We start from the raw sequence: 19,737 nt of genomic DNA, 5'->3' as shown, positions 1-19,737 counted from the left end.
TTGTGGACTCCATGAGGTGCGCCCGCCAAAAACGAGTGCACTCCCGAGTTTGCGGTTATCGGACTGCACTTAGCCGGGATTCCGGACAAGCATTATCGGGCTCCATGGCGTCGATAGTTTCGGATTTTGTGCCGAGAGATAGCGAATGTCCTGGTATTGGACTCGGGTTCGTTCGGACGCCTGATTGGTCCGTAATCTCTTCTTCCCGCGCCGTCTGAACCGGTGTTACGTTCATCACGCTCATGAGCTGGGAGCGCTCCACCTTCACGATCCCCCCGATTCCACTGGATTCGCGCACCTGGAGGTGCCTGACGTGAGACTCGCAAGAAGCGGCGGTCGCGGGACCCCGCGCCGCCACCGGGCGACCCCCGCCCGGCGGGCAGCCGGCGCGGCGTTCGCGGCGCTTCTCGGCGCGGCGGTGCTGGTGCCGGCCGCACCGGCGGCCGCCGATGCCCCCCTCCGTGACCACGCCGACCAGATGGGCTTCGAGATCGGCGCGGCGCTGGCGGCGAACCATCTGCAGAACGACAGCCAGTACGCCGATCTGGCGGCGACCGAGTTCAACGCCGCGACGCCCGAGAACGCGATGAAATGGGAGTCCACCGAGCCCTCCCGCAACCAGTTCGACTTCGGAAATGCCGACGCCTTCATGGACTTCGCCCAGGCGAACAACCAGAAGGTGCGCGGGCACACCCTCGTGTGGCACAACCAGCTCCCGTCCTGGGTGGAGAACGGCAACTTCAGCGAGAGCGAACTGCGCTCGGTCATGGAGAACCACATCGACCGGGTGGCCGGCCGCTACGCCGGTGAGATCGCCTACTGGGACGTCGCCAACGAGATCTTCCTGGGCGACGGCTCCTGGCGCGACTCGGTCTTCTACCGCACCCTCGGCCCGGACTTCGTGGCCGACGCGCTGCGCATGACGGCCGAGGCCGACCCCAACGCCGAGCTGTGGCTGAACGACTACAGCATCGACGGGGTCAACGCCAAGAGCGACGCCTACTACAACCTGATCCGGGACCTGATCGCCCAGGGCGTCCCGATCGACGGCATCGGTCTGCAGGCGCACCTGATCAACGGCCAGGTGCCCGGCAGCCTGCAGCAGAACATCCAGCGCTTCGCCGACCTCGGCATCAAGGTGGCCATCACCGAGCTGGACGTGCGCATCGAGATGCCCGCAAGCCAGAGCGAGCTGGAGCAGCAGGCCCGCGACTACCGCTCGGTCATGGACGCCTGCCTGGCGGTCGACGGCTGCGTGGCCGTCACGGTCTGGGGCGTCTCCGACCAGTACTCCTGGGTGCCGGACACGTTCGAGGGCCAGGGCGCCCCACTGCTGTTCAACGACAGCTACCAGCCCAAGCCGGCCTACGACGCCGTGCACGAGGCACTCGGCGGGACCGGCGACGGTGACGGGGACGGGGACGACGACGATCCGCCGCCGACATCGGGCCCCTGCGCCGTGGACTACTCCGCCGCCAACGAGTGGAGCACCGGGTTCACCGGTCAGATCACCGTCACCAACAACGGTGACACCGCGCTGGACGGCTGGAGCCTGGAGTTCGACTTCCCCAGCGGCCAGCAGATCACCAACGGCTGGAACGCCGAGTGGTCCCAGTCCGGCTCCACCGTGACCGCCACCAACACCGGATGGAACGGCGCCGTCCCGGCGGGCGGTTCCGTGACGGTCGGCTTCAACGCCAGCCACGACGGCGGCAACGCGGAGCCCGAGGCGTTCACGCTGAACGGGCAGTCCTGCTCGGTCTCCTAGCCGCCCCCCTTTCGGGCCGCACGCGCCGGTCGTGACACGGCGCCGCGGCCGGGCCAGGAGACCGCCGGGCCGGCCGGACCGCATCCCCCATTTCGGCCGGCCCATCCACGGCCCCCGCCGCACCGCGGCGGGGGCCGCTCCCACTACCGCGCACGGCCCGGGGCGCTCACCCCAGTAGGAAGGCGATGGAGACCAGCACGGGCAGGGTGAGGAATGTCGTGAGCAGCACGATCTCCCGGGTCATCTGCGTGGCCGTGTCGTAGCGCACGGCGTAGGTGTAGGTGTTCTGCGCGGTCGGCAGCGCGGCGATCACCACCACCGTGAACAGTTCCACGCCCTCAAGCCCGAACCAGAAGGTGCCCATCGCCCACGCGGCAGCCGGCTGGACCAGGCACTTGAGCACGACGGCGAGCGCGAGGGGGCCGCGCTGCGGTCCCCGCCCGGGCAGCGGGCTGCCGTGCAGCGAGATACCGAAGGCCAGCAGCACCGACGGCACCGACATCGATCCCACCAGCTCGAACGGCTGCATCAGCGGGTCGGGCACGGTCCAGCCGCTCGCCGCCACCGCGACGCCCGCCAGGGACCCGATCACGACCGGGTTGCGCAGCGGCGCGGCGACGATGCGCGTGAGGCCGACGCGGGTGCCCGGCGTGCGGCGCGCCAGGTCCAGCGCGGCCAGCCCGATCGGGACCACCACCATGAGCTGCAGCAGCAGCACCGGAGCGACCAGCGAGGCGTCGCCCAGCACGTAGGCCGAAACGGGGATGCCGAGGTTGCCGGAGTTGACGTAGCCCGCGCACAGCGCGCCCATCGTGGTCGTGCCCGCGTCCCACCGGCGCAGGGCGGCCGCGGCGAGGAACAGGGCCGCCACCACCGCGATGCTCAGCGCGCTCACCAGTAGCGGGGCGTGCACGAGCGTCGACAGGTCGGCGTCGGAGAGGATCTCGAACAGCAGCGCGGGGGTGGCGACGAAGAAGGCGAGGTTGGTCAGCACGCGGCTGCCGTTGTCGCCGAGCGCGTCGAGCCGGCCGAGGATGTAGCCGAGGGCGACGATGCTCGCGATCACGCCGAACCCGATCGCGACCCCGGTCACGGCGTGCCCCCCGTATCGCCCTTCGCCTGCCGCCCGACACCGGCTCCGCCGGGCCGCGACGACCCTAGCCGCGCTCCGCGGGGGCCGCCACGGCGTGGCTCACACCCCGGCCGGGGACGCGCCCGGGCATGCGCGTTGTGGAATCGGTATGCATGAACGTCGCGTGAGTGGCCAGCCTGTGCCAAACCGGCGTATACCAACGGTATCCAGGCCCTAAGGTGGTGTCTTCGCGTGTTCGGACAGGGCTGAAAGGGCCGGGAGTTGCTGCACCTGAGGGTGATCTCACCGCACGATCGGACCGACGACGTGCTCGAAGTGCTGAAGAGCCAGGTCGGCGTCGCACACGTCGTCGTCTTCGAGAAGGCCGCGGTCCAGCCCGAGGGCGACGCCGTCGAGGCCGACCTGGCACGCGAGTGCGTCGACGACGTCCTCCTGCAGCTCTCCAAGCTCGACATCGACCACACCGGCGCCATCACGCTGGAGGCGCTGGAGACCACGCTGTCGGACTCGGCCGACACCGCGCGCGCCGACGCACCCGGCCACGGCCACGAGGCGGTGGTGTGGGAGGAGCTGATCTCCCGCGCCGACGACGACTCCCACCTCAACTGGGTCTACCTGACGTTCCTCACGCTGGGGCTGATGATCGCTGCCGTGGGCGTGGTGACCAACTCGCCGGTCACCGTCGTGGGCGCCATGGCCGTGGCCCCCGACTTCGGCCCGTTGGCGGCCTTCGGCGTGGGCCTCATCGGCCGCCGCTGGGACCTGGTGCGCCAGTCCGCCGCCACGACGGCGGTCGGGTTCGGCGTCGCGATGGCGATCACCGCCGTGTTCATGCTGGTGCTGGAGTGGACCGGGCAGGTGACCATCAGCGCGCCGGGGCTGAGCAACCAGAGCCAGGTCGACTTCATCTACGAGGTCGGGCCGTTCTCCCTGATCGTCGCGCTGCTCGCGGGCACCGCCGGCATGCTCAGCCTCCTCTCGGCCAAGTCGTCCGCGCTGGTGGGCGTCTTCATCTCGGTGACGACGGTGCCCGCCGCCTCCTACGCGGTCGTGGCGGCGACCCTCCTCGACTGGGAACGGGCGATCCAGTCGATCGAGCAGCTCGTCGTCAACCTCGTCGGCATCATGATCGCCGCCACCGTCGTGCTGGCGGTGCGCACCCGCCGGGAGCACCGCAGCGGCGAGCAGGGGCGCCCTCTCAGCCAGCGCTGAACCGGCGCGCGCCGGAGGTTTTCGGGCATGTTCGCGTGCTCATCGGGCAGCGGCACGGAGAGCGAACCGAGCCGCTTCGACGGGAGGAGCGACATGGCGGAGCAGACACCGAGCAGCCCGCTCAAGGACAAGAACTACAACCTGGTGTGGGCCGTTCAGCAGTCCCTGGACAACGTCTACCGGCTGCAGACCTACATCGAGGACGCCGAGCGGGAGGGCGACCAGGAGGTCGCCTCCTGGCTGCGGCGCATCCAGGAGAACAACCAGAAGGCGGGCGACCAGGGCAAGCGCATGCTCGCCCAGCGCCTCCAGGCCGAGAGCAGCTGATCGGCGGGGCCGCCGCCGGCCGGCGGCGGCCCCGCGTCCGCGGCCGCCGTTCGCGCACAGCGCGGGTCGGCGGCCGCGCCTGTCAGCTCACCCGGTGTGCGGCGCGAACAGCAGGTCCGCGTCGGCGCGCTCGACGGTGCCGCCGTAGCCGTACATCAGCACCCGCCCCGAGCGCCCGGTGCGCCGGTAGCGGTGCAGGGACGGCTGTGCGGCGCTCAACCTCAGCGCGCGGTCGGCCGGGTGCTCACCGGGCACGGTGTCGGGCTCGTGCGGCCGCTCGATCACGACGACGGCCTCGGGTGCCTCGTCCACCGCATACTCCCGGCCGTCGAGCGGTCCGCCCGAGAACCCCGCGCGCACTCCACCGGAGGCGATCTGCTTCACCCCTCCGATGGTGGCCTCTCGCGCCCCCGGGCGCCAGGCGCGCGGGGAGGCCGGTGCGGGGCGCGGAGGCGTCACGCGCGGGCGACGGCGATCGTGGCGCCCAGTCGGCTGCCCGCCTCGTAGAGCATGTACTGCGTTCCGCGGTGGGACCCGTAGGAGGGCGCGGCCGAGCGCCCGTTGTCGGGTGGTCCCGCCATGGGCTCGTGCACGGTGCCGAGGTGGCGGCGCAGGGAGAAGTCGCGTCCGACCTCGGTGAGGCGGATGTCGCCCTCGCTGGTGTGGTAGGCGACGTAGGTGCTCGCGCCGCGTTCGACCACGTGCGGTCCCGACAGGTTCGCGGCCCCCGCGGCCGCATGGTCGACCAGCGGCTCGGGGTCGAACTCGAACGAGACGCCGTCGGCCGACCATCCCCAGCCGATCGAGCGGTGGTTGGTCGTGTCGTTGCGCATGAACACCATCACGTAGCGGGACCCCCGGTCGGGCAGCGGGTGCTCGAAGACGCGGGCGTAGGAGGTCTCGGTGGTGCCCTCGGGCAGCATCGCCGTGGTCAGCACCTCGCCCTCGTAGGAGAACGCGGCGCCGTCGCGGGAGCGCGCCAGCCGGGTGGTGGTGTTCTCGCCGTGGAAGTACAGCCACATCTCGCGCTCGTGCTCGTTCCACAGGACGTGCGGTGAAGATACGTGGCTGACCGAGTAGTGCGGCGCCCATTCGCGCCCGACGATCGGGTTGGCCGGGTGCTCGGTGTAGGGGCCCTCGGGGGTGTCGGCGTAGGCCAGGCAGATCCCGCCGGGCGCGTCGTGCGGGGCGTAGTAGAGCAGGAAGCGGCCGGGTGCGTCGGGCAGCCGCCCCTCCGTCCCGCGCAGGCAGGGGAAGATGAACTCGCCCGTGGGGTTGTAGGCCAGGTTCGCGGTGTCCAGGGCCTCCCGGACGAAGGTGTACTCCGGCAGCACGCCCGCGGCGCGGCGCGGGGCGGCGGCCGCGGGGGAGGCGGCGAGTCCGCCGAGGGCTCCGGCGGCGGTGGCCGCGGCCGCTGTGCGCAGCAGGGTGCGGCGGTCGATCCCGTGCGGGGCGCCGCGGTGTGTCGAGGGGCGGGGCTCGGGCTGTGTCTCGGGCATGGGGCTCCCTTCCGGGGTGCGCCGGGGGCGGCGCGTCCGGGTGTCGAGAGTGCGAGCTTCGACCAGCTCCGATGACTCAGTCAATAACCTAATACGTATTAACGAAACTTCTCCGTCGCCGGAGAGAAATCCGCCCGCAACCCTTGACGAAGAACGGTGGCGCAGCTCAAAGTCGGGAGCTAATCCGCATTAGCTTGCAAACAGAGGAGATCTCCGGTGTCCGACACCGCGTCGCCGTCACCGACGCCCCCGCGTCCGGCCGGGCGGGCGAAGCCCCGCCAGTCCGACATCGCCCGGGCCGCGGGCGTTTCCCAGGCGACGGTCTCGCTGGTGCTCCGGGGCGCGGCCACCGGCGTGGTCCTGGCCCCCGAGACGCGCCGGCGGGTGCTGAGCGCCGCCGAGGAGCTGGGCTATGTGCCCGACCCCGTCGCCACCCGGCTGGCGGCGGCGCGCAACGGCATGCTCGGGCTGTACACCTTCAGCACCACCTTCCCGACGGACGTGGCGCACTCCTACTACCCCGTGCTCGTGGGTGTCGAGGAGGAGGCCGCCGCGCAGGGCCAAGACCTGATCCTGTTCACCGGGGCGAGCCGCGCCGCCGACCCCACCAGCGACGCCGCCGCGGTGCGCCGCGTCCGCGCCGCCGACGGCTGCCTGTTCTTCGGCCGCCACGTGCCCCGGGACCCGATCCGCCGGCTGAGCGAGGACGGCTTCCCCTTCGTCTACATCGGCCGCCGCGAGGAGCCCGGCATCAGCTACGTCGGCGCCGACTACGTCTCGGCGTCGGCGGAGGTGGCCGCGCGCCTCGCCGCGCTGGGCCACCGCCGCGTCCGCTACCTGCGCGAGAACGACGACGCACCCGCTTCCACCGACCGCGAGCGCGGCGTCGCCGACGGGGCCCGCGGCTCCGGGCTGGAGACCGACGGCTTGGTCGAGCGCACCGACGGCGGCGACGTGGAGGCCCGGCTCGCGCGCTGGCGCGACGAGGGTGTCACCGCGGTGATCACCGAGGAGACCGACACGGGCGCTGCGCTGTCCGGGCTCACCGCCGCCGTCGCCCGCGCCGGCTTGAGCTGCCCCGGCGACCTCTCGCTCGCCCTCCTGGGCACCCCCGCCGCGGCGCCTGCAGCACCGGTCCCCGGGCTCGCCGGCGCGATCAGCGGCTTCGGGGTGCCCATGCGCGAGATGGGCCGCGCCGCGGTTCGGCTGCTGCTCGACCTCATCGAGGGCGGCCCTGCTCCCCGGTCGCACCTGCTGGCCTGCGAGCCCGTGGCCGGCGCGACCATCGGCCCTCCGCACCCGGGCCGCTGATCCCGCCCGCCACCGCGCCGACCCCACCACGCACCCCCGCTCCCCCACCCCCCGGCCCCGCATGACCACCGCAACCACCACGGAAAGGCGCGCGATGACGCAGAGCAGCACCGAGATCCTGGTCGTCGGAGGAGGACTCGGCGGCGTCGCCGCGGCCCTGGCCGCCGCACGGTCCGGCCGCCGGGTCGTCCTCTCGGAGGAGACCGACTGGATCGGCGGGCAGCTCACCTCCCAGGCCGTCCCGCCCGACGAGAACCCCTGGATCGAGCGGTTCGGCTGCACCGCCTCCTACCGGCAGGTGCGCGAGGGCATCCGCGCCTACTACCGCCGCGCCTACCCCTTGCGCGCCGAAGCCGCGGCCTCGCCCGAGCTGAACCCGGGCGCCGGACGCGTCAGCAAGCTCTGCCACGAGCCCCGGGCGGCCCTGGCCGTGCTGGAGGAGCTGCTGGCCCCGCACCGCGCCGCAGGGCGCATCACCCTGCTCACCGGCCACCGCCCCGTCGCCGCCCACACCGACGGCGACGAGGTGCGCGCCGTCGAACTGGACGACGGGCAGGGCGGGCGGCACACCGTCCAGGCGGCCTACGTGCTCGACGCCACGGAGAACGGCGACCTGCTGCCGCTGGCCGGCGCCGAGCACGCCACCGGGGCCGAGTCCCGCGCCGAGTACGGCGAGCCGCACGCACCCGAGACCGCCGACCCCGCCAACCTGCAGGGCATCACCTACTGCTTCGCCGTCTCCCACCACGAGGGCGAGGACCACACGATCGAGCGCCCGGCGGCCTACGACTTCTGGCGCTCCTACCGGCCCGACTTCTGGCCGGGGCCGCTGGTGGGCTTCGCCGCCCCCGACCCCCGCACCCTCGAACCGGCGATCCGCACGTTCGACCCCAACCCCGACGTCGACCCGCTGGACGTGGCCGCCGACCAGAGCGCCGACGCCGGCGACAAGGAGCTGTGGGGGTTCCGCCGCATCCTCGCGCGCAGGCTGTACCGGCCCGGCGCCTTCGACTCCGACATCACGCTGGCCAACTGGCCGCTGAACGACTACTGGCTCAAGCCCGCCCTGGAGATCGACGGGTACGCCGACGCCGACACCGTGCGCCGGGCCCACGAGGAGGCGCGCCAGCTCTCCCTGTCGGTGCTGTACTGGCTGCAGACCGAGGCGCCCCGCCCCGACGGCGGCGCCGGGTTCCCCGGCCTGCGGCCCCGTCCGGACGTCACCGGCGCCGAGCACGGCCTGGCCAAGGCCGCCTACGTGCGCGAGTCCCGCCGCATCAAGGCCGTCACGACCGTCACCGAGCACGACGTCGCCATGGACCTCGTCGGGCCCCGCGGCATCGTGCGCCGCCACGACGCGGCGGGGATCGGCAGCTACCGCATCGACCTGCACCCCTCGACCGGCGGCGACACCTACATCGACATCCCCAGCGTGCCCTTCGAGATCCCGCTGGGCGCCCTGCTGCCGGTGCGCATGCGCAACCTGCTGCCCGCCGGCAAGAACGCCGGCACCACCCACATCACCAACGGCTGCTTCCGGCTGCACCCCGTCGAGTGGAACATCGGCGAGACCGCCGGGCGCCTGGCCGCCTTCTCGCTGGACAACGGCACCGAGCCGCACGCGGTACGCGAGAAGGACGACCTGCTGGAGCGGTTCTCGGCCCTGCTGGACCGCACCGGCGTCGAACGGCGCTGGCCCGACGTGCGCGGCTACTGACGCCCCCCGGGGCCGCCGCGCGCGGCCCCTCCGCCACATCCCATCCCCGCCCTACGAAAGGTGCGGACATGACTCCCCGACCCCATCCCCCCTCCCATCCGCCCTCCGATCCTCCGTCCGGAACCGGCGGATCCGCCGGCGCGGCCGTGCGGATCGGCGTCGACGTCGGCGGCACCTTCACCGACGCCGTCGCCGTCAGCGCGCGCACCTTCGAGCTGCTCGGTCAGGCCAAGGTGCCCACCAGTCATCACCACGCCGACGGCGTCGCCCACGGCATCATGGCCGCGCTGGAGCGCCTGCTCGCCGACATCGGGGTCAGCGCCGACGACGTGGCCTTCCTCGCCCACGGCACCACCCAGGCCACCAACGCCCTGCTGGAAGGCGACGTCGCGACGGTCGGGATCGTGGGGATCGGCTCCGGCTACGACGCCTTCGCCACCGGGCGGCTGCGGTCCCTTGGCCGGCTCAAGCTCGACTCCGGTCGGCCGCTGCCCATCCGCTACGCCGGTCTCAAGCACCCCGAGCGGCCCGGCGAGGCCCGCGCCGCCGTCGACCGGCTGTGCGGGGAGGGCGCCGAGGTGCTGGTGGCGGTCGAGCCGTTCAGCGTCGACGCCCCCGAGGGCGAGGACGCGGTGGCCGCCGCGGCCGCCGAGGCGGGGGTGCCCGTCACCGCGACCCACGAGATCACCCAGCTCTACGGGCTCGGCAAGCGCGCCCGCACCGCGGTCCTCAACGCGGGCGTGATGCCGCGCATGCTGGAGACCGCCGACCTGGTCGAGCGCAGCATCACCAAGGCCGGGATCAGCGCCCCGCTGATGGTGATGCGCTGCGACGGCGGGGTGATGTCGCTGGCGGAGATGCGCTCCCGGCCCTTGCTGACCGTGCTCTCCGGCCCCGCGGCCGGCGTGGCCGGCGCGCTGATGGGCGAGAAGGTCAGCGAGGGCGTGTTCCTGGAGACCGGCGGCACCTCCACCGACATCAGCGTCATCCGGCGCGGCCGGGTCCAGATCCGCCACGCCCGCCTGGGGGGCAAGGAGACCTATTTGTCGGCGCTGGACGTGCGCACCGTCGGTATCGGCGGCGGGTCGCTGGTGCGGCTGGGAACGGCGCGCGGCGGCGGCGCCAAGGTCGCCGACGTGGGGCCGCGCAGCGCACACATCGCCGGCCTGCCCTACGCCTGCTTCGCCGAGCCCGGCGACCTGCGCGACGCGCGGCTCGTCCGGCTCAGCCCGCGCGAGGGCGATCCCGCCGACTACGCCGTCGTCGAAGGCGCCGGCGGGCGGTTCGCCCTCACCCTCACCTGCGCGGCCAACGCCGCATCCCGGGTCGCCGAGGAAAACTACGCCCGCGCCGACCCCGCTACCGCGCGCGCGGCGCTGGAGCCGCTGGCCCGGGAGCTGGGAACCGACACCGAGAGCGCCGCCCGCGCCGTGCTGCAGCGGGCGACCGACCGCATCGAGGCCACGGTGGACGGGCTGATCTCCGAACACGGGCTCGACCGGGACGTGTGCACCCTGGTGGGCGGGGGCGGCGGCGCGGCCACGGTCACCCCCCACCTGGGCGCGCGCATGCGGCTGGAGGCGCGCATCGCCGCGCACAGCGAGGTCATCAGCCCGCTGGGCGTGGCACTGGCGCTGGTGCGGGAGTCGGTGGAGCGCATCATCCCCGGCGCCGGCCACTCCGACGTGCTGGCGGTGCGCACCGAGGCCGAGCAGGCCGTCCTGCGGCAGGGAGCCGACCCCGCCGCGGTCGAGGTTGACGTGACCGTGGACCCGCAGCGCAACCTCGTATCGGCGGTGGCCACCGGCGCCACCGAGCTGCGCACCAAGGACCGCGCGCAGGACCTCGGGCCCGAGCTGGCCCGCCGAACGGCGGCCGCCAGCCTCGGCGCACCGCCCGAGGAGGTGCGCGAGCTGGCCGCCACCGCCCAGTACCGCGTGCTCGGTCACGCCCGGCGGCCCTCGGGCCTGGCGCGCCGCTTCGCCCGCGAGCGCACCCGCGTCCGCGTGGTCGACGCCGAGGGCGTGGTGCGCCTGCACAGCGCCGACGCCCGCGTCGACACCATGGCAGCGGGCGAGGCCGACGCACGGCTGAAGGAACTGGTGGCCGAGCGCACCTCCTACGGCGACGGCGGCTCCCGCGCCCCGGCCGTGTGGCTGCTGCTGGGGCCCAAGCTCGTGGACCTGTCCGGTGTGCTGGACGCCGGCCACCTGCTCGCGCTGGCCGCGACGGAGACCAGCGGGCGCATGCCCGACGAGGAAGTGGTCGCGATCATGGAGGAGCGGCGGTGAGCGCGCCGACGCCCGCCGGGGCCGCATCCGCCCGATTCGCCCCGGCCGAGCGCTACGCGGAGCTCGCCGCACTCGACGACGTCGACCTGGGCGCCCGCCTGCTCGCGGCAACGCCCACCCACGAGGGGCGCGGTCCCGACCGGCTGCGCGCGTGGGCGCGCGCGGCCATAGCGGTCGGAGCCGAGGCGGCGGACGCCGAGACCGCGGACGGCGGGGAGGGCGGGGAAGGCGGTGCCGCCGAGGCCCTCCGCTGCGCCGAACCCCGCGTCATCGAGTCCACCGGCGGACTCCGGCGCGACGAGGTGCTGCTCGCCGAGTACCGGCGCCGGGCGCGCGGCGGCGAGGTCGTCCTCTACACCGACGCACTCGACTACGCCCGCGCCGTCGCCGAGGCCGCGGGCTGGGCGGCGGACTTCCCGCGCGCGGCCGTCCGCACCGCGGCCCTGCACCACGAGCGCGCGCACCGGCTGCTGCACGGACCCCGCGGGCGTGAGCTGCGCCGGCGGCTCGACCACTCGGCGGTCGCGTGGGGGCGGCTGCGCATCCGCGGGCACGTGGTCGGCGCGGACGAGATCGCCGCGCACTCCTACGCCCGTCGGCGCGGGGGCATGCGGCGCAGCCCTCTCCTGCTCACCGCGGCCGTCGCCGCGACGCTCGCCCACGCCGGACCGCCGGTCCCGGCGCCCGTACCCTTCCCCGGAGGTCCAGCATGACCGCGTTCGCGATCCTCGCGGTGATGGCGGTGGGCGTGGGGCTGATGCTCACGCGCCGCCTGCCGACCGCATTCGCCCTCGTCCTGATGTCCGTGGCCGTCGCGCTCATCGCGGGCGCGCCGCTGACGGGCGACGAAGGCAGCGTCACGGGCACCGTCCTGCAGGAGGGCGCTCCGATGCTGGCGTCCACCATGGTCGCCATCCTGCTCGGCTGCTGGCTGGGCACCCTGATGTCGGAGACCGGCATCGCGTCCACGCTCGTCCGCAAGATCGTGGAGTTCGGCGGCGAGCGGCCGTCGGTCGTGGCCGTCGGCGTGTTCGCCGTGGCGATCATGTGCGGCACCATCACCGGTTCCGCCCCGGCGGCGATGCTCGCCGGCGTGGTGGGCATCCCCGCGATGATCGCCGTCGGCGTGCCGCCGACCGTGGCGGCGGGAACGGTGCTGGTGGGCATCGCGGCGGGGCTTCCCCTGGAACTGATCAACTGGCAGTTCCTCTCCGACGCCATCGGAGTCCCGGTCTCGACGGTGCAGCACTTCCAGCTGCGCATGTTCCCGATCGCGGTGGCAGGCGGCCTGGCCTACATCCTGGTCGAGATGCGCCGCCGCGGCGCCCGCCACACCTGGGCGGTGCGCGTCCCCGCAGGTGATGCAGGAGGGGGTCGGGACTCCGGCGGCGCGGGCGGATCCGATCCCGGAGCCGGCGAGCGCCCCGGCGTCCTCGGCCGCGCGGCCCGCCGCCGCGAGCGCCGCGGCGACGCCCCCTGGTACGCGCTCCTCACCCCCGTCGTGCCGATCGGGCTCGCCCTGGGCCTGGAGGTCCCCATCGTTCCGGCGCTGCTGACCGGCCTGCTCTTCGCGCTGGTCACCGCGGTTCGCTGGCGGGAGATGGCGTCGACGGCGCTGCGCACGCTGTACCGCTCCTTCGACGTGGCGGCGCCGCCGATCGTGCTGTTCATCGCGATCGGCATGCTGCTCGCGGCGGTCAACCTGCCCGGCGCGGTCGAGGCCCTCAGCCCGGTCGTCACCGCGATCAGCCCGAGCGGCCCGCTGCTGTTCGTCGCCGTGTTCGCGGTGCTGGTGCCGCTGTGCCTCTACCGCGGCCCGATGAACATCTTCGGTCTGGGCGCCGGTGTGGCGGGTGTGCTGATCTCCGGCGGCATCTACCCGCCGCCGGCGGTCCTGGGCCTGATGGCGTCCTATGGCCAGGTCCTCGGCGTCTCCGACCCGACCAGTACCCAGACCGTCTGGAGCGCCCAGTACGCCGGGGTGCGCCCGGAGCGCTCCATGCTCTCCACCATCCCCTACACCTGGGTGGTCGCCGTCGCGGGCCTGGCCCTGACCGTGTGGCTGTACCTGGTCTAGCCGGCCGGCGCGGCGACCGCGCCGGCCGGGACCATCGCCCCGCGGTGTACGCGCCGGCCCGGATCACCGGCGCCCTCGCGTCCGTCCGCTCCGGCGCGGAGGGCCGGCGGCCCGGCTATTGATCCCCGCCCCGCGCGCACCCGCGGGGCGGGTTTCTACCGCCGGCCGGATAAACCGTGACACGGCCCGCAGAACCAGGGCACATGGGAACCGCGCCGGCGGTTAGTCGGCGGGGAGCCGGTGCCCGGGTCCGGGACGGGACGGGGCGCGGCCCCGCGGGAGAACCCGCAGGCCGACGGCGGAGCGGAAGGGGGACGCGGCCGTGGAAGGGGAAGACACCGCGGCGTCGGGAGCGCGAAAGCAGACCGTCGTGGGGATCGTGGCCGAGCCGGTGGCGGCGCCGGCGAAGGTGGCCGGACAGTTGGCGCGCGAGCTGCCCCGCCTGCTGGCCGAGCAGGTGGACCGGAAGCGCGAGTGGCGGACCGTGGTCAGCCGGGAGCGGCTTCCGCCCAGCGACGCCTCGCACACGGCGATGATGGACGTGGCGGCCGAGCGGATGCGCCGGCACGGCTGGGACATCGGTGTGTGCCTCACCGACGTGGTGCTGCGCACGGACGAGCACCCGATCATCGCCGACGCCGGCCACGACAGCCGGATCATCGTCGTCTCGCTTCCGGCCTTCGGCGGCATGGCGCTGCGCCGCAACGTGCGCGGCGTGGTCGCCCAGCTCATCGCCGACATGCTCGCCCCGGACATGACCGTCCGGTTCCCCGGGCGCCGGCCCCGGGGCCGGCGGCTGCCCGCGCTCTCCCGGCGATTCCACCGCGTCGCCCCCGAGCAGCCCCGCGTCGACACGCGGATCCTGGCCTCGCGCGGCAGACTGCGGCTGCTCGCGGGCATGGTGCGCGACAACAGGCCCTGGCGGCTGGCGTTCGCCCTGACCGGGCCGCTGATCGGCGCCTTCGCTTTCAGCGCGTTCTACACGATCAACACCACGGTCTGGGAGCTGGCGACCAACATGGGAACGCCGCGCCTGGTGGTCGCCGCGTTCGGTTCCGTGGCCGTCATGGTGGCCTGGCTGATCGTGTACCACAACCTGTGGGAGCCGACGCGCGGCAGGCCGCCGCGTGAGCGCGGCCAGGCGGCGATGTTCAACGCCTCGACCCTGCTGACCCTGGGGATCGGCGTGGTATCCATGTTCGCCGTGCTCTACCTGGTCAACCTGGCGGCGGGATTGGTCGTGCTCGCCCCCGTCGTGTTCGGCCGCTACGTCGACGGCGGTCTCGACGCCGGCGACTACGTGTCCGCGTCGCTGCTGGTGAGCGCCGCGGGCACCGTTGCCGGCGCAATCGGTTCCGGCTTCGAGTCGGAGGCCTCGGTGCGTGAGGCGGCCTTCAGCCAGCGGGAACGCGCTCGCCGCGAGGCCCTGCACACCTCCGTCGGCGAGTAGGCGGCCTTCACCGGTCCGCCTCGGCGCCCACCGCCGCCCACCGGTGCCGCCCGCGCGGAACTCGGCCGCCGATCCGCAAGGCGCCGGGCGCCCGAACCGCCGCGTGTCGCCGACGCCGGGCGGGCCCCGCTCAGTCCCCGTAGCCGGTATTCACCAGCCGGGGCTGGCCGTCCTCGCCCTCCTCGACCCGGTAGCCGTCGTTCGTGGCGGTCGCCAGGATCTCGTGGCGGTACTTGCGCACGGTCCGCGCGCTCACTCCGAGGTATCCCGCGATCTCGTCCTCGGTGATGTCGGGAACCGTCTCCATGAGGTTGCGGACCTGCTGCTTGCGCTCCTGGGCGCTGGGGCGGGACAGCGGGCGGGCGCTGCGGCGCGGCGCGGACTCGCGGGAGGGCTCCTCGTACGCGGTCGCGGGTTCGGTCCCGGCCGCGGGCTCCGGGCCGGGGTCCGGCTCGGGTTCGGGCGCGAACCGCAGGTCGGCGGGTCCGGCTTCGCCGCCGGGCCCCGGTGGGGCCTCGGCCGCCGGAGGCCGGCCGTCCTCCTCCAGCCCCTCGGAGGAGGCGCCGCCCGGGGAGGCGGCGGGCCGCCGCACCGCGGTCCCCGTCTCGTGCCCGTTGCGCGCGGAGGCGCGGTCGCCGGGAGCGTCCTCAGTCACTGCATCCGCGCCGCCCACCGGACCGGGCGCCTGGAAGACGGGGGTGTAGGCGCGCTCGCCCTGGTCGGCCGCAGCCGCCTGCCCCGGTTCGGCGCCGGCGGCCGCGGGTCCGGACGCGGCGCCGTCCGCTCCGCCGCCGGCCGGGGGAGTCGGCGGCGAGGCGCCGTTCGCCGAAGCGCCGTTGACGGCGCCGACCCGCTCAGCGGCGGCCACGGCACGCCACCGCGTGCGGCCGTCGGCCGGCGGCGCCGGCGCCGGTCCCGCGGGCTCGCCCAGCAGCGCGCGGGCCTCCTCGGCGGTCATGGCCACCCGCGAGGCCGTCATCGCGCGGATGATGCGGAAGGCGGTGGGCAGGTCGTAGCCGTTGTCCAGCATCCACTTCAGGTGGCGCGGGGTGGCGCGCCGCCACCGGCGCGCGTACTGCTCGCGCAGCATCGCGTAGGCGAGCTGGCGCTGCTGCTCCCGCTCCAGGGCGTCGGGGTAGGAGGTGATGCCCGACCCGAGCATGAGGCGGGCGACCTTGAGCGTCGAGAGGGGATGGGCGATCCAGCGTCCGGCGGGGATGCGGTCGGCGGCCTTGCCGTGGGCGAGCCCGGCCAGGTGGCGCACCCAGGCGGCCACGCCCTCGGCGATGAGGATGATGACCACCGGCGGCCCGGCGTGGCCCAGGTAGGAGGAGGTGGTCCCCTCGCCCTGCGAGACGTTGAGCACGATGGTGATCGCCGAGAGCCCGTAGGCCGACCAGCGGTTGAGCGGGTGGCGGCGGCCCTGCCACTCCATGACCAGGTCCATCGCCAGGAAGTAGACGATGACGGCGTCGATGCCCAGCGGGAACAGGAACCGCAGGTCGCCGTCGTTGATCGCGGTGAGCTGGGTGTCCTCCAGCCAGGTCGCCGACTCGTACAGCGCGGCGTAGCTCATCGTGAACGCGACAGTGATGAGCAGCAGTGCGGCGGTCGCGATGAGGGCGGTGGCCACGAGGTAGCCGGTGTGCAGGCCGGAGCGGGCATCGGTGCGGGGGCCGCGCCGCGCGAGCAGGGCGCGCAGGCCGGAGATCGCGACGACCACCAGCACCAGCGCGGCCGCGGCGATCACCCACCACGGCACGTGGGATATCCACGCAGGCATCAGGTCTCAACTCCCGAATCAGGGCACACAGCACTGAACCCACGCGAGTCTGGCAGAGTCGAGTCTCGTTCACGTGACCGTGCGGCCACAGCGGGCCGTCCGCGCTGTGCGCGCGATGTGCGTCGGGGCGGCCGATCCGGCGCCGTCCCCGGTGGTCTGCGGTGCGTGCGGCGGCGCTGCCCGCGAACCCGCCCGGAGCGCCGCGAGGGCGAGCGGAGGGCGCGCCGCGGAGGGGCCGGACGGGCCGCCGCCCGCTGCGTCGGGGCGCGTCCGCCCGGTTTCCGCGACAGCATAGCCAGCCCGCCCCGGCGGACCCGGTGGCGGGGCGGGTTCGCCGCACCTGTGCGACCCGGACCCGGCGGTGAGCAGGACCGCCGCGAACCCGCCGTGCGCCGCCGCAGCTGTGGCGGCGCGTCCGAGCGGGGCGGGCGGGTCCCGCGGCAGGCGCGGGGCCGGGTCCGGACAGAATCCAGTCGTTAGGACGGCTTCATCAGGGATGCTCGTCCTATTAGACTCGCTTACATGCTCAGTGTCGACCGCCTGCGCATCCTGCACGCGATCGCGGCGAACGGCTCCCTCAACGGCGCCGCCGAGGCCCTGCACGTCACGAGCTCGGCGGTCTCCCAGCAGCTGTCGAAGCTGGAGCGCGAGGTCGGCCAGTCGCTGGTGGAGCGCAACGGGCGCGGCGTGCGGCTCACCGAGGCCGCTCAGATCCTCGTCGAGCACACCGGCCGGATCCTCTCGCTGGTGCAGCAGGCCGAGGCGGCGGTGGAGTCCCACCGCGGCGAGATCAGCGGCGCGCTGGAGGTCTCCTCGTTCGCCTCGGGCGCCCGCGGACTGGTCACGCCGGCCCTGGGCATGCTGGGCCGGGAGCACCCGAAGCTGCGTGTGCATTTGAGCGAGCTCGAACCGGACGACAGCATCCCCGCGGTGGTGCGCGGCGACTCCGACCTCGCGCTGGCCGTCGACTGGGACGGCTCGCCCATCGCCCTCCCCAAGACCCTGGTCAAGACCCCGATCATGGTGGACACGGCCGACGTCGCACTGCCGGTGAACCACCCTCTGGCCCACCGCGACCTGCTGGAGCTGGACGAGGTCGTCGGCGAGCCGTGGATCAGCTGGGGCAAGGGCTCCATCTGCCACGACTGGCTGGACGGCATGCTGCGTGCCCGCGGCGCAGAGCCCACCATCGCCCACAGCGTCCAGGAGCACCAGACCAAGCTGGCCATGATCGCCTCCGGCCTGGGCACCGCGGTGATGCCGCGGCTCGGACTGGGCCCGGTGCCCGAAGGAGTGCGGCTGGTGCCCGTGCAGCCCGCGCTGGTCCGCCAGGTGTTCGCCTTCTGGCGCAAGGACGCCGCCCGGCGCCCCGCCATCACCGCCGCCGTGCGCACCTTGCGCGGGGTCGCCGCCGCCCACGGCTGAGGCCGCGGCCCCGCGGACCGCGGCCGCTCCGGCCGCCCGCGCCGCCCCGCCCGCGCACGCGCACGCCGGAGGTGCTGGAATGTCCGCCATGAGAACTCTGGCCAAGGCCGCCGCGTTCGCGGGACGCTGGTTCGGCCTGCTCATCCTCGCGAGCGCGCTGCTGGGCCTGCTCGTACCGGACCAGGCGGCCCGGCTCACCCCGTGGATCAGTGCGCTGCTCGGGATCATCATGTTCGGCATGGGCCTCACGCTGCGGCTCGCCGACTTCAAGGTCGTGCTCACCCGGCCGCGGGCGGTGGTCCTCGGCCTGGTCGCGCAGTTCACCGTGATGCCGGTGGTCGGCTGGGCACTGGCCGAGCTGCTGCAGCTGCCCCCGCTGCTGCTGGTCGGCATGGTGCTCGTCGGCGCGGCGCCCGGGGGAACGGCCTCCAACGTCATCGTCTACCTGGCGCGCGGCGACGTCGCGCTGTCGGTGGCGATGACGTCGGTCTCCACCCTGCTCGCCCCCTTCGTGACTCCGCTGCTGGTGCTGTGGCTCGCCGGTTCGACGCTGCCCGTCGATGCGGGCGACCTGCTGGTCTCGATCCTGCAGGTGGTCCTCGTGCCCGTGGTGCTGGGCATCGTCGTGCGTGCGCTGTTCGCCCGGGCGGTGGGCAGGGTGCTGCCCGTGCTGCCGCTGGTCTCGGTTGCGGGGATCATGATCGTGGTGTTCGCGGTGGTGGGCGCCAACGCCCAGGCGCTGCTGTCCACCGGGGCTCTCGTCGTCCTCGCGGTGATCCTGCACAACCTGATCGGCCTGGCCCTGGGCTACGGGGCGGGCAAGGCGGTGCGGCTGCCCGAGTCGTCGCGGCGCGCCGCCTCGATCGAGGTCGGCATGCAGAACTCCGGCCTGTCCGCCGCGCTGGCCACGGCGCACTTCGAACCGCTGGCCGCCCTGCCGGCGGCGCTGTTCTCCGTGTGGCACAACATCTCCGGCGCCATGCTCGCCTCCTTCTGGGCGCGACGCGAAGCGGGCACCGGCGGCTCCGCGCGAGCGGCCTCGGGCTCCAGCGGGGGATAGCCGCGTGCTGCGCGCGCGGCACCGCGCGCGCAGCACGCACGGTCCGCTCGGCCGCGCCGGCGCGCGCACGGGGTGAGTAGCATTCGCTGTTGTGCCGCCGGACGAGCCCGGCGGCGATCGCCCGGCCCGGGAGGCAGCAGCATGGTCCAGTCCCCGTCGGCTTCGCCCTACCTGTGGGCGCTGCGCGTCGCCGCCCTGGCGCAGATGGCGCTGATCGCGCTGGAGTTCGCCACGGCGGGGCAGTTGGTGATGGAGGAGATGTCCGCTCTCGGGCTGCACGCCGGCACGGCACTCGCGGTGCATGTCGCCGGGGGTGTGCAGCTGGCGGCAGCGGTACTGCTCGTTCGCCCGGGCGGCGGCCCCTCCTGGCCGGCGGTACTCAGCGCACTCGCCTTCGGCGCCGGGTTCGCCCAGGCCTATTTCGGCAGCCACATGATGCTGGGTCTGCACGTCCCCACGGCCCTGCTGCTGGTCGTCCTGGTGATGACCGTCGCGGTGGCCGCGTGGCTGCCTTCGCTGCGGTACGCCGGGAAGTGAGTTTCGGTCCGCGCATTCTCGTGTGCGGCGCCGTTCTCGTGAATTCCTGACCGATCGGTCGATAAAAGCGCGGCCGCGGTCGGACGAGCGTGTTTCCCGAGGGGCGGCGGGGAAGAGCGCCGGAGGACTCGCGTCCCGGAAGGCCGGACCGCCCGGCACGCCGCCGGAATGGCGGCCGCGTACGACC

Annotated in this window: 16 protein-coding genes; 12 read left to right on the top strand and 4 right to left on the bottom strand. The window is 73.9% G+C overall.

Annotated features, from left to right (window positions below; all coding sequences use genetic code 11):
- The first annotated feature begins 313 nt into the window (after positions 1 to 313).
- Positions 314 to 1,768, top strand: coding sequence for an endo-1,4-beta-xylanase (locus tag ABD284_RS05795; protein ID WP_344141385.1), 1,455 nt, complete (start codon positions 314 to 316; stop codon positions 1,766 to 1,768).
- A gap of 166 nt (positions 1,769 to 1,934) precedes the next feature.
- On the opposite strand, the gene ABD284_RS05790 is transcribed toward ABD284_RS05795, so the two are convergent.
- Positions 1,935 to 2,861 carry an AEC family transporter gene (locus ABD284_RS05790; protein WP_344141384.1) on the bottom strand — a complete coding sequence of 309 codons (927 nt, stop codon included), beginning with the start codon at positions 2,859 to 2,861 and terminating at the stop codon, positions 1,935 to 1,937.
- Positions 2,862 to 3,122: 261 nt separating this feature from the next.
- On the opposite strand from ABD284_RS05790, the gene ABD284_RS05785 reads away from it, so the two are divergent.
- Together ABD284_RS05785 and ABD284_RS05780 are read left to right on the top strand one after the other, a co-directional pair.
- Positions 3,123 to 4,073 (top strand): DUF389 domain-containing protein, encoded by a 951-nt coding sequence (locus tag ABD284_RS05785; RefSeq protein WP_344141382.1) that lies wholly within the window; start codon positions 3,123 to 3,125, stop codon positions 4,071 to 4,073.
- Between the two features lie 93 nt (positions 4,074 to 4,166).
- The gene (locus ABD284_RS05780) at positions 4,167 to 4,400 is read left to right on the top strand and encodes a hypothetical protein (RefSeq protein ID WP_344141381.1); all 234 of its coding nucleotides are present in this window, start codon (positions 4,167 to 4,169) and stop codon (positions 4,398 to 4,400) included.
- An 87-nt stretch (positions 4,401 to 4,487) separates the two neighbouring features.
- Here ABD284_RS05780 and ABD284_RS05775 read toward each other — a convergent pair whose 3' ends face one another.
- Complete coding sequence (locus tag ABD284_RS05775) at positions 4,488 to 4,784, bottom strand: hypothetical protein (protein WP_344141379.1); 297 nt, start codon at positions 4,782 to 4,784, stop codon at positions 4,488 to 4,490.
- Positions 4,785 to 4,855: 71 nt separating this feature from the next.
- Entirely contained in the window at positions 4,856 to 5,899 is a 1,044-nt protein-coding gene (locus ABD284_RS05770) for a glycoside hydrolase family protein (protein WP_344141378.1), read from the bottom strand.
- Positions 5,900 to 6,115: 216 nt separating this feature from the next.
- Here ABD284_RS05770 and ABD284_RS05765 point away from each other — a divergent pair, with 216 nt between their 5' ends.
- The 6 genes from ABD284_RS05765 to ABD284_RS05740 all read left to right on the top strand — a co-directional run bounded on the left by ABD284_RS05765 (position 6,116) and on the right by ABD284_RS05740 (position 14,745).
- Positions 6,116 to 7,210 carry a LacI family DNA-binding transcriptional regulator gene (locus ABD284_RS05765; RefSeq protein ID WP_344141376.1) on the top strand — a complete coding sequence of 365 codons (1,095 nt, stop codon included), beginning with the start codon at positions 6,116 to 6,118 and terminating at the stop codon, positions 7,208 to 7,210.
- A 94-nt stretch (positions 7,211 to 7,304) separates the two neighbouring features.
- Positions 7,305 to 8,927, top strand: a complete 1,623-nt coding sequence (locus ABD284_RS05760; RefSeq protein ID WP_344141375.1) for an FAD-dependent oxidoreductase — start codon at positions 7,305 to 7,307, stop codon at positions 8,925 to 8,927.
- A gap of 68 nt (positions 8,928 to 8,995) precedes the next feature.
- The gene (locus ABD284_RS05755) at positions 8,996 to 11,218 is read left to right on the top strand and encodes a hydantoinase/oxoprolinase family protein (RefSeq protein WP_344141374.1); all 2,223 of its coding nucleotides are present in this window, start codon (positions 8,996 to 8,998) and stop codon (positions 11,216 to 11,218) included.
- Positions 11,215 to 11,931: a hypothetical protein gene (locus ABD284_RS05750; RefSeq protein ID WP_344141373.1), complete on the top strand. Its 717-nt coding sequence runs from the start codon at positions 11,215 to 11,217 to the stop codon at positions 11,929 to 11,931. The genes ABD284_RS05755 and ABD284_RS05750 overlap by 4 nt, the downstream gene beginning before the upstream one ends.
- Positions 11,928 to 13,295: a transporter gene (locus ABD284_RS05745; protein WP_344141371.1), complete on the top strand. Its 1,368-nt coding sequence runs from the start codon at positions 11,928 to 11,930 to the stop codon at positions 13,293 to 13,295. Before ABD284_RS05750 ends, ABD284_RS05745 begins: the two co-directional genes overlap by 4 nt.
- A gap of 322 nt (positions 13,296 to 13,617) precedes the next feature.
- Positions 13,618 to 14,745 carry a hypothetical protein gene (locus tag ABD284_RS05740; protein WP_344141369.1) on the top strand — a complete coding sequence of 376 codons (1,128 nt, stop codon included), beginning with the start codon at positions 13,618 to 13,620 and terminating at the stop codon, positions 14,743 to 14,745.
- Between the two features lie 130 nt (positions 14,746 to 14,875).
- Here the strand turns inward: ABD284_RS05740 and ABD284_RS05735 are convergent, their stop codons facing one another.
- Positions 14,876 to 16,528 carry a DUF2637 domain-containing protein gene (locus ABD284_RS05735; protein ID WP_344141368.1) on the bottom strand — a complete coding sequence of 551 codons (1,653 nt, stop codon included), beginning with the start codon at positions 16,526 to 16,528 and terminating at the stop codon, positions 14,876 to 14,878.
- A gap of 522 nt (positions 16,529 to 17,050) precedes the next feature.
- Here ABD284_RS05735 and ABD284_RS05730 point away from each other — a divergent pair.
- The 3 genes from ABD284_RS05730 (at position 17,051) to ABD284_RS05720 (ending at position 19,550) form a co-directional block, all read left to right on the top strand.
- Complete coding sequence (locus ABD284_RS05730; protein WP_344141367.1) at positions 17,051 to 17,953, top strand: LysR family transcriptional regulator; 903 nt, start codon at positions 17,051 to 17,053, stop codon at positions 17,951 to 17,953.
- 88 nt (positions 17,954 to 18,041) lie between these two features.
- Positions 18,042 to 19,013 (top strand): bile acid:sodium symporter family protein, encoded by a 972-nt coding sequence (locus ABD284_RS05725; protein ID WP_344141497.1) that lies wholly within the window; start codon positions 18,042 to 18,044, stop codon positions 19,011 to 19,013.
- Between the two features lie 141 nt (positions 19,014 to 19,154).
- On the top strand, positions 19,155 to 19,550 hold the full coding sequence (locus ABD284_RS05720; RefSeq protein ID WP_344141366.1) for a hypothetical protein: 396 nt from the start codon (positions 19,155 to 19,157) through the stop codon (positions 19,548 to 19,550).
- The last annotated feature ends 187 nt before the right edge of the window (positions 19,551 to 19,737 follow it).

The organism is Streptomonospora arabica (genome assembly GCF_039531585.1).
In the GTDB taxonomy this organism is placed as follows: domain Bacteria; phylum Actinomycetota; class Actinomycetes; order Streptosporangiales; family Streptosporangiaceae; genus Streptomonospora; species Streptomonospora halophila.
This window is presented reverse-complemented; position numbering and strand designations above follow the sequence as displayed.

Excerpts from the sequence above, each read along its gene's own strand:
- ABD284_RS05725 (WP_344141497.1), top strand. The coding sequence starts at position 18,042 with ATGAGAACTCTGGCCAAGGCCGCCGCGTTCGCGGGACGCTGGTTCGGC.
- ABD284_RS05730 (WP_344141367.1), top strand. The coding sequence starts at position 17,051 with ATGCTCAGTGTCGACCGCCTGCGCATCCTGCACGCGATCGCGGCGAAC.
- ABD284_RS05780 (WP_344141381.1), top strand. The coding sequence starts at position 4,167 with ATGGCGGAGCAGACACCGAGCAGCCCGCTCAAGGACAAGAACTACAAC.
- ABD284_RS05755 (WP_344141374.1), top strand. The coding sequence starts at position 8,996 with ATGACTCCCCGACCCCATCCCCCCTCCCATCCGCCCTCCGATCCTCCG.
- ABD284_RS05735 (WP_344141368.1), bottom strand. The coding sequence starts at position 16,528 with ATGCCTGCGTGGATATCCCACGTGCCGTGGTGGGTGATCGCCGCGGCC.
- ABD284_RS05770 (WP_344141378.1), bottom strand. The coding sequence starts at position 5,899 with ATGCCCGAGACACAGCCCGAGCCCCGCCCCTCGACACACCGCGGCGCC.
- ABD284_RS05745 (WP_344141371.1), top strand. The coding sequence starts at position 11,928 with ATGACCGCGTTCGCGATCCTCGCGGTGATGGCGGTGGGCGTGGGGCTG.
- ABD284_RS05760 (WP_344141375.1), top strand. The coding sequence starts at position 7,305 with ATGACGCAGAGCAGCACCGAGATCCTGGTCGTCGGAGGAGGACTCGGC.
- ABD284_RS05720 (WP_344141366.1), top strand. The coding sequence starts at position 19,155 with ATGGTCCAGTCCCCGTCGGCTTCGCCCTACCTGTGGGCGCTGCGCGTC.